Genomic DNA, 8,255 nt, shown 5'->3' on the forward strand with positions numbered 1-8,255 from the left:
CCCTCCCTCCGTGCCGTGCCCGCCATTCCCGTTCCATGGGAGACAGGAGCTCAGACGTGTGCTCTCCCGAACTGGGGGACCCGCCCCGACCCCCGCGGAGCGCCCGGCGGCAGCGGCGTGCAGGGGGCGGCGCGGGGGCCCGGGGTGGTGTGGGCGCGGCCGGTGGGGCGGGCGGGCGCGCGCGGGTTACTTCTTTGTCTTGCCCGGCGCGGAGTCGTCGCTGGACAGCACCGCGATGAACGCCTCCTGCGGCACCTCCACGCTGCCGACCATCTTCATCCGCTTCTTGCCCTCCTTCTGCTTCTCCAGCAGCTTCCGCTTGCGGGAGATGTCACCGCCGTAGCACTTCGCGAGCACGTCCTTGCGGATGGCGCGGATCGTCTCGCGGGCGATGACGCGGGAGCCGATCGCCGCCTGCACCGGCACCTCGAACGCCTGACGCGGGATCAGCTCGCGGAGCTTGGCGACGAGCCGCACGCCGTAGGCGTACGCCTGGTCGCGGTGCGTGATCGCGGAGAAGGCGTCCACCTTGTCGCCGTGCAGCAGGATGTCGACCTTCACCAGCTGGGCCGACTGCTCGCCCGTGGGCTCGTAGTCGAGCGACGCGTACCCGCGCGTCTTGGACTTCAGCTGGTCGAAGAAGTCGAAGACGATCTCCGCGAGCGGCAGCGTGTAGCGGATCTCGACCCGGTCCTCGGAGAGGTAGTCCATGCCGAGCAGCGTTCCGCGCCGGCCCTGGCAGAGCTCCATGATCGAGCCGATGAACTCGCTCGGGGCGAGGATCGTGGCCCGCACGACCGGCTCGAACACCTCGTCGATCTTGCCCTCGGGGAACTCGCTCGGGTTGGTGACGGTGTGCTCCTTGCCGTCCTCCATCACCACCCGGTAGACCACGTTCGGCGCGGTCGCGATCAGGTCGAGGCCGAATTCGCGCTCCAGGCGCTCCCTGATCACGTCGAGGTGCAGCAGGCCGAGGAAGCCCACGCGGAAGCCGAAGCCGAGCGCCGCCGACGTCTCCGGCTCGTAGACCAGCGCCGCGTCGTTGAGCTGGAGCTTCTCCAGGGCGTCGCGCAGCTCCGGGTAGTCGGAGCCGTCCAGCGGGTAGAGCCCGGAGAAGACCATGGGCCGCGGGTCCTTGTAGCCGCCGAGCGGCTCGGTCGCGCCCTTGGACTGCGAGGTGATGGTGTCGCCGACCTTGGACTGCCGTACGTCCTTCACGCCGGTGATCAGGTAGCCGACCTCGCCGACGCCGAGCCCGTCGGCCGCCCGCATCTCCGGCGAGTTGGTGCCGATCTCCAGCAGCTCGTGCGTCGCGCCCGTCGACATCATCCTGATGCGTTCGCGCTTGTTGAGCTGTCCGTCGACCACACGGACGTACGTGACAACGCCGCGGTACGAGTCGTAGACGGAGTCGAAGATCATCGCGCGGGCCGGGGCGTCGGCGACGCCGACCGGCGCCGGGACGTCCGCGACGACCTTGTCGAGCAGCAGGTCCACGCCGAGGCCGGTCTTGGCCGAGACCTTCAGCACGTCTTCGGGCGAGCAGCCGATCAGGTTCGCGAGCTCCTCGGAGAACTTCTCGGGCTGCGCGGCGGGCAGGTCGATCTTGTTGAGCACCGGGATGATCGTGAGGTCGTTCTCCATCGCCAGGTAGAGGTTGGCGAGGGTCTGCGCCTCGATGCCCTGCGCGGCGTCGACCAGCAGGATCGTGCCCTCGCACGCGGCGAGCGAACGGGAGACCTCGTAGGTGAAGTCGACGTGCCCTGGAGTGTCGATCATGTTGAGGATGTGGGCCGTGCCCTGCCCCTCGCCCGCGGTGGGCGCCCAGGGCAGCCGTACGGCCTGGGACTTGATGGTGATGCCGCGCTCGCGCTCGATGTCCATGCGGTCGAGGTACTGGGCGCGCATCTGCCTCTGGTCGACGACGCCGGTGAGCTGGAGCATCCGGTCGGCGAGCGTGGACTTGCCGTGATCGATGTGCGCGATGATGCAGAAGTTACGGATCAGCGCCGGGTCCGTACGGCTGGGCTCGGGCACGTTGACAGGGGTCGCGGGCACGCAGGGTCCTGATTCTTGAGGGGCTTCGCCTTACGGGTACTGATCCTGGTGCGGACACTGTCCGCGGATGCTGTCCTTGGGGCGTGTCGCCTTGTCTCGGGTCGACATCGGATCGGATCGATACGCAGAAACACCATCGTCCCACGGCAGCCGCCCCGCGACCGATTTGGGCCGGTCATATCGGGGCTGCTAGCCTGAACAGCTGTGTCTCGTGCCTCGTGCGCGCGACGCTCACCCAGAAGATCATCCGAACCTGCAAAGGCTCTTTCGTGGCGAACATCAAGTCCCAGATCAAGCGGAACAAGACGAACGAGAAGGCGCGCCTGCGCAACAAGGCCGTCAAGTCCTCCCTGAAGACGGCGATCCGCAGGACCCGCGAGGCCGCGGCCGCCGGTGACGTGGAGAAGGCCACCGCCGCCGCCCGCGTCGCCGCCCGCGAGCTCGACAAGGCCGCGTCGAAGGGTGTCATCCACAAGAACGCCGCCGCCAACAAGAAGTCGGCGCTGGCGTCGACGGTGAACGGCATCCAGGGCTGACCGCTCTCGCTCGTGCTTGACCCGATCGTCTGATCGACGCCGGCGGGACCCGGCGGGCCCCTCTCTCCCGCCCCTGCCCGGCACCCCGGATCCGCGCACCGAACTGCGTTCGCCACGCGGGTGCGGATCCACCGGATGTACGCGTGAGGCCCCCCGGCCGACCCAGGCCGGGGGGCCTCACGCGTGCCCGCACAAGCTGCGAGTGCCGGGATCTCGCGACGCGGCTCAGCGGCCCGGACGGCCCGGGCGGGCGGCCCGTGCGATCGTCACGACCGCCTTCTCCAGCGCGTACTCCGGGTCGTCGCCGCCGCCCTTGACGCCGGCGTCCGCCTCGGCCACCGCCTGGAGCGCGGTGGCGACACCGTCCGGCGTCCAGCCGCGCATCTGCTGACGCACCCGGTCGATCTTCCACGGCGGCATGCCGAGCTCGCGCGCCAGGTCCGCCGGGCGGCCGCCGCGTGCGGACGAGAGCTTCCCGATGGCGCGCACGCCCTGCGCGAGCGCGCTGGTGATGAGCACGGGGGCCACGCCCGTCGACAGGGACCAGCGCAGCGCCTCCAGCGCCTCCGCCGCCCTGCCCTCGACCGCGCGGTCCGCGACCGTGAAGCTCGATGCCTCCGCGCGGCCCGTGTAGTAGCGGCCGACGACCGCCTCGTCGATCGTGCCCTCGACGTCGGCCACGAGCTGGGACGCGGCGCTCGCGAGCTCCCGCAGATCGCTGCCGATGGCGTCGACCAGCGCCTGGCACGCCTCGGGCGTGGCCGAGCGGCCGAGGGCGCGGAACTCGGACCGTACGAAGCCGAGCCGCTCCGCCGCCTTCGTCGTCTTCGGGCAGGCCACCTCGCGCGCCCCGGCCTTGCGGGCCGCGTCGAGCACGGCCTTGCCCTTGGCGCCGCCCACGTGCAGCAGCACGAGCGTGATCTCCTCGACGGGCGCGCCGAAGTAGGCCTTGAGGTCCTTGACCGTCTCGGTCGACAGGTCCTGCGCGCCGCGGACGACGATGACCTTGCGCTCGGCGAACAGCGACGGGCTGGTCAACTCGGCGAGCGTGCCCGGCTGGAGCTGCTCGGACGTCAGATCGCGGACGTCCGTCTCCGGATCGGCCGCGCGCGCCGCGGCGACGACCTGCTGCACGGCGCGGTCGAGCAGCAGGTCCTCCTGGCCCACGGCGAGGGTGAGGGGGGCGAGCGGATCGTCGTCGCGTGCGTTCTTGGTGGCCATCGCTGTCAGCATGGCACGCCCCACCGACAACGGTCCGCCGGGGCGGCCGGGCCGCGGAGAACGACGAGGACGAGCAGCGCGCCCCTCACCACGGCACCGGCCCACATGGCCTGCGGAAAAGGCATACGGTGTTGCTCATGACGCAAGAGGATGGGGAGCTGGACAGTCTCGTACGCGCACGGATCCGGGCCCTGCGGGTCGCCCAGGGCTGGTCCCTGGAAGAACTGGCAGGGCGCGCCAACCTGAGCCAGTCCTCGCTGAGCCGCATCGAGAACGGCCGGCGCCGCCTCGCGCTGGATCAGCTCGTCACCCTCGCCCGCGCCCTGGACACGTCCCTCGACCAGCTCGTGGAGAACCCCACCGACGATGTCGTCATGAGCCCGATGATCGACGGCGCCCACGGTCAGATGCGGTGGGCCGTCAAGGGCGACCCCGGCATCAGCGTGGTGCGCCGGCGGATGACCGAACCGCCGCCGGACAGCCCTGCCCGCATGCGCGCCCATCCCGGCCGCGAATGGCTGGTCGTCCTGTCGGGCACGGCCGTCCTCATGCTCGGCCACCGCCGGATCCGCGTCGAGACCAACCAGGCCGCGGAGTTCCCCACGATGATGCCGCACGCGATCGGCGCCGACGGCGGACCGTGCGAGATCATGGGCATCTTCGACCGCGACGCCCGCAGAGGCCACGCGACGCCGCTCGGCTAAGGAGCCTCGACCCAGCCGTCCCAGGCCGCGGCGTACGCCTCCAGTTCGGCCCGGTCGATGCGGCGTGCGGGATCGACCACGACGACCAGCCACTGCGCGTCCTCGGCGTCGTCCTCGCCGGCCAGGGCGTCCCGTACGACCTGCGGTTCCTCGGTGGTGCCGAAGCGGTCCGCGAGCTGCTCGGCCGCTTCCCGCGCCGACTCGCGGTCGGGCAGCACCAGCAGGTGTGTCTCGTCGTCCATGTGCCGCGCCCCGCGCTCCCGTCCGCCGGGCTGCCCGGCCCACCTCCTACTTGAACTGCAGCTCGGTGCCCTTGGGCACGATCTGGATCTCCAGCTCGACCTTGATGCTCGAACCGACGGCGGCGATGCCGCGGGCCAGCATGGTCTGCCAGTTGATGGTGTAGTCCTCGCGGTGCAGCTCCGCGGTGGCGCGCACGGCCGCGCGCGTCTCGTTCTCCATGCCGACGCGCACACCGCCGTACACGGCGTCGAGGGTGACCGTGCGGGTGACGCCGTGCAGCGTCAGGGCGCCGGTGATGAGCCAGTTGTCGCCGCCGCGGTGCTGGAAGCGGTCGCTGTAGAACTCCATCGTCGGGTAGTTCTCGACATCGAGGAAGTCGCCCGAGCGCAGGTGGTCGTCGCGCATCCGCACATTGGTGTCGATCGACGCGGCGTCGATGACGACGTGCATCGCCGAGTCCTCCATCGACTCGCCGATGCGTATCGCGCCGGCGAAGTTGTCGAACCGGCCGTAGACGCGGGCGAGTCCGATGTGCCGTGCGACGAAGCCGACGCGCGAGTGCGCCGGTTCGATCTCCCAGTCGCCGGGGGTGGGCTGCGGCTGCGGCGGCGCGTCCTGCAGCGTGATGTCCCCGAGCGACGCGAGCTGGACGTCCTGCGTGATCGACGCGCTCGCCCGGTAGGGGCTGTAGCTGTCGGCGCTGATGGCGAGCCGGTACTCGCCCACGGGCACCATGGCCGTCACGCCGCCGAACGGGTCGGTCTCGCCGCTGACGACCTTGCGGCCCTCGGCGTCGGTGACCGTGAACTCGGCCTGCATGACGGGCTCCCGCACGGGGCTGAGCACACGGCAGGTCAGCAGCCCGGCTCCCGGTGGCACCGAGAGTCCCGAGAACGGGTTCTTCTGGTCCGCGGACGTCCGCCGGCCGAACAAGCGGCTGATCATGTCGTGATACCCCTGGGCTCTTGGCTGGTCAGGAGCCCGCCCACGGCTCCTGAACGAATAGGCATTCGATCACTGTTGTGCTGTACCGGGCAAACCCGGCGGCAGGAACGGAATCCCGCCGTTCGGTTTCCCGTCCGGCCGATGATGGCAGACGTGTCCTTCATGCCGTCGGCCGGTCCGCCGTCCGGGACACCGCCCGCAGCGTCCTCCCGCTTCCCGTGACGGCGATCTCGCCGTCCTTGTCGGTGCGCAGGACGGTCGCGCCCCAGGCCCGCAGCGCGCCCACCGTGCGCGGCGACGGATGCCCGTACGGGTTGCCCGTGCCGCACGAGATCAGCGCGAGTCGCGGGCTCAACGCGCGCAGCAGGCGGGCGTCCTGATGGGCCGAGCCGTGGTGGGCGACCTTCAGGACGTCCACCCGCGGCAGCGCGGGGAAGGACCTCAGCAGCGCCCGCTGCGCGAACGGCTCCAGGTCTCCGGGCAGCAGCAGCGTGGGGCCGTGATCGACGGTCACCAGCAGGGTGACGCTCGAGTCGTTGGGCTCCCCCGTCATGGGTCCGGGGCCGGCTCGCGGCCAGAGCACCCGCCAGGACAGCGGCCCCACCTCGCCCCGCTCCCCCGCGACCACGGGCGCGACCGGCACCCCGGCCGCGGCCGCCGTGCGCCGGACGAACGCCGCCTCGCCCGCGGGCTCGTGAAACGTCGTCGTCTCGATCTCGCCGACCGAGCGCCCGTGCAACACCCCTGGCAGCCCGGTCACATGGTCGGCGTGGAAGTGGGTGAGCACCAGCAGCGGGATCCGCTTCACCCCGAGCTGCCGCAGGCAGCCGTCCACGAGCGCGGCGTCGGGGCCCGCGTCGACCACGACCGCGCTGCCCGGCCCCGCGGCGAGCACCGTCGCGTCCCCCTGCCCCACGTCGCACATCGCGTACGACCAGCCGGGCGGTGGCCAGCCCGTCACGAGCCGGGTGACCGCGGGAGGCCGCAGCAGCGCCAGGAGCAGCAGCATCGCGCACACCGCCGCCGTCCACGGCCGGTGCCTGAGCCCGCGCGCCACCAGCAGCAGCGCGACCGCCACCCCGGCGAGCAGCGCGCCGCCCGCCCAGCCGCCCGGCCACGCCAGCTGCGCGCCGGGCAGCGAGGCCCCGGCTCGTGCGACCCCGGCGATCCAGCCTGCGGGCCACCCCGCGCACCGGGCCAGTACCTGTGCGAGCGGCATCGCGACCGGCGCGGCGGCCAGGGCCGCGAACCCCAGCACCGTCGCGGGCGCCACCGCCAGCTCGGCCACGAGGTTGCACGGCACCGCCACCAGGCCGACGCGCGCGGCGAACACCGCGACCACCGGCGCGCACACGGCCTGTGCGGCGCCCGCCGCCGCGAGCACTTCCGCGAGCCGCTCCGGCACGCCGCGTCGCACGAGCGCGGCGCTCCACCGCGGCCCGATCGTCAGCAGCGCGCCGGTGGCCAGCACCGACAGTGCGAAGCCGTAGCTGCGCGCCAGCCACGGGTCGTACAGCACCAGCGCCAGTACGGCCGCGGCCAGCGCCGGGATCAGCGACCTGCGCCGGCCGGTGGCGACGGCGAGCAGCGTCACCAGCCCGCAGGCGGCGGCCCGCAGCACGCTCGGGTCAGGACGGCAGACCACGACGAACGCCAGCGTCACCGCCCCGCCGAGCAGCGCCGTCACCCGCAGGGGGACGCCCAACCGGGCGGCGAGGCCACGTCTTTCCGCCCGCAGCGCGAGCGCGGGCGGGCCGATGAGCAGCGACAGCACGAGGCTGAGGTTGCTTCCCGAGACGGCGGTGAGGTGAGTGAGGTCGGTGGCTTCGAACGCGGCGTCGAGTTCCGCCGTGATCCGTGAGGTGTCGCCGACCACCAGTCCGGGCAGCAGCGCACGCGCGTCGGACGGAAGCGGCTCCGTGGCCTTCCTGAGCCCGGCCCGCAGTCCGCCCGCGGTGCGCTGAGCCCAGGTCGGCCGCCCGGCCACGGCCGGTGGCGCCCCCGAACGCGCCGGCCTGAGGATGGCCGCGTGGGTGGCATCGTCCGGGAAGGGCGGCTCGAAACGCGCGGTGAGGCGCAGCCGTGTCGACGGCAGCAGCCGCCGCCATGCCGCCCCGTGGTCGCCGGGCGTCACGAAGACGAGGACGGGTGTGGCCACCTCGACTGCGGGCCCGGGGTGCGGGGTCACCTCGACGACGCGCGCGTCGAACATCAGCGACGCGGCCGCCAGATGATCGCCTGTGACCTTCTGCCGCACGGGCCGCGGGTCGGACGAGACGGTCATCTCGACGGGGGCGCTCCCGTAGCGCTCCGCGAGGGCGGGCACCGGTCCGCGGTGCACGTCCGCCGCGTGCAGTCCCGCCGACACCGCGCCCGCTGCCGCGCAGAGGAGCATGGCCACGAGCGCCGGGCACCAGGCGCGGGAGCGCCAGACCCAGAGCGCGGCCACCGCCCCGAGGCACCCGGCCACGGCGGCGGCCGTCCAGCGCGCGGGCAGGCCGATGGCGAGGGCAGCCGCTCCCCAGGCGGCGAGCGCGGGCGGCACGAG

At 72.5% G+C, this 8,255-nt stretch carries 7 protein-coding genes; 2 read left to right on the plus strand and 5 right to left on the minus strand.

Annotation, left to right across the window (positions count from 1 at the left end; translation table 11 throughout):
* Nucleotides 1–186 precede the first annotated feature (186 nt).
* On the minus strand, nt 187–2,058 hold the full coding sequence (gene lepA / locus JFN87_RS30415) for a translation elongation factor 4 (RefSeq protein WP_209345311.1): 1,872 nt from the start codon (nt 2,056–2,058) through the stop codon (nt 187–189).
* Nucleotides 2,059–2,327: 269 nt separating this feature from the next.
* Here lepA and rpsT point away from each other — a divergent pair, with 269 nt between their 5' ends.
* A complete protein-coding gene (gene rpsT, locus JFN87_RS30420; protein WP_209345313.1) occupies nt 2,328–2,594 on the plus strand; it encodes a 30S ribosomal protein S20 in 267 nt (88 codons plus the stop codon).
* Between the two features lie 225 nt (nt 2,595–2,819).
* Here rpsT and holA read toward each other — a convergent pair whose 3' ends face one another.
* Nucleotides 2,820–3,815 carry a DNA polymerase III subunit delta gene (gene holA / locus JFN87_RS30425; RefSeq protein WP_209345315.1) on the minus strand — a complete coding sequence of 332 codons (996 nt, stop codon included), beginning with the start codon at nt 3,813–3,815 and terminating at the stop codon, nt 2,820–2,822.
* Nucleotides 3,816–3,952: 137 nt separating this feature from the next.
* On the opposite strand from holA, the gene JFN87_RS30430 reads away from it, so the two are divergent.
* On the plus strand, nt 3,953–4,519 hold the full coding sequence (locus JFN87_RS30430; protein WP_209345317.1) for a helix-turn-helix transcriptional regulator: 567 nt from the start codon (nt 3,953–3,955) through the stop codon (nt 4,517–4,519).
* On the opposite strand, the gene JFN87_RS30435 is transcribed toward JFN87_RS30430, so the two are convergent.
* The 3 genes from JFN87_RS30435 to JFN87_RS30445 form a co-directional block, all read right to left on the minus strand.
* Nucleotides 4,516–4,761, minus strand: coding sequence for a hypothetical protein (locus tag JFN87_RS30435; RefSeq protein WP_209345319.1), 246 nt, complete (start codon nt 4,759–4,761; stop codon nt 4,516–4,518). The genes JFN87_RS30430 and JFN87_RS30435 overlap by 4 nt on opposite strands.
* Nucleotides 4,762–4,807: 46 nt before the next feature.
* A complete protein-coding gene (locus tag JFN87_RS30440; protein WP_209345321.1) occupies nt 4,808–5,707 on the minus strand; it encodes a YceI family protein in 900 nt (299 codons plus the stop codon).
* A gap of 160 nt (nt 5,708–5,867) precedes the next feature.
* Nucleotides 5,868–8,255: ComEC/Rec2 family competence protein (locus JFN87_RS30445; RefSeq protein ID WP_209345322.1), on the minus strand; the 2,388-nt coding region annotated here is incomplete at its 5' end.

Source organism: Streptomyces montanisoli, from assembly GCF_017813245.1.
Lineage (GTDB): Bacteria > Actinomycetota > Actinomycetes > Streptomycetales > Streptomycetaceae > Streptomyces > Streptomyces montanisoli.

Excerpts from the sequence above, each read along its gene's own strand:
- holA (WP_209345315.1), bottom strand. The coding sequence starts at position 3,815 with ATGGCCACCAAGAACGCACGCGACGACGATCCGCTCGCCCCCCTCACC.
- JFN87_RS30430 (WP_209345317.1), top strand. The coding sequence starts at position 3,953 with ATGACGCAAGAGGATGGGGAGCTGGACAGTCTCGTACGCGCACGGATC.
- JFN87_RS30435 (WP_209345319.1), bottom strand. The coding sequence starts at position 4,761 with ATGGACGACGAGACACACCTGCTGGTGCTGCCCGACCGCGAGTCGGCG.
- JFN87_RS30440 (WP_209345321.1), bottom strand. The coding sequence starts at position 5,707 with ATGATCAGCCGCTTGTTCGGCCGGCGGACGTCCGCGGACCAGAAGAAC.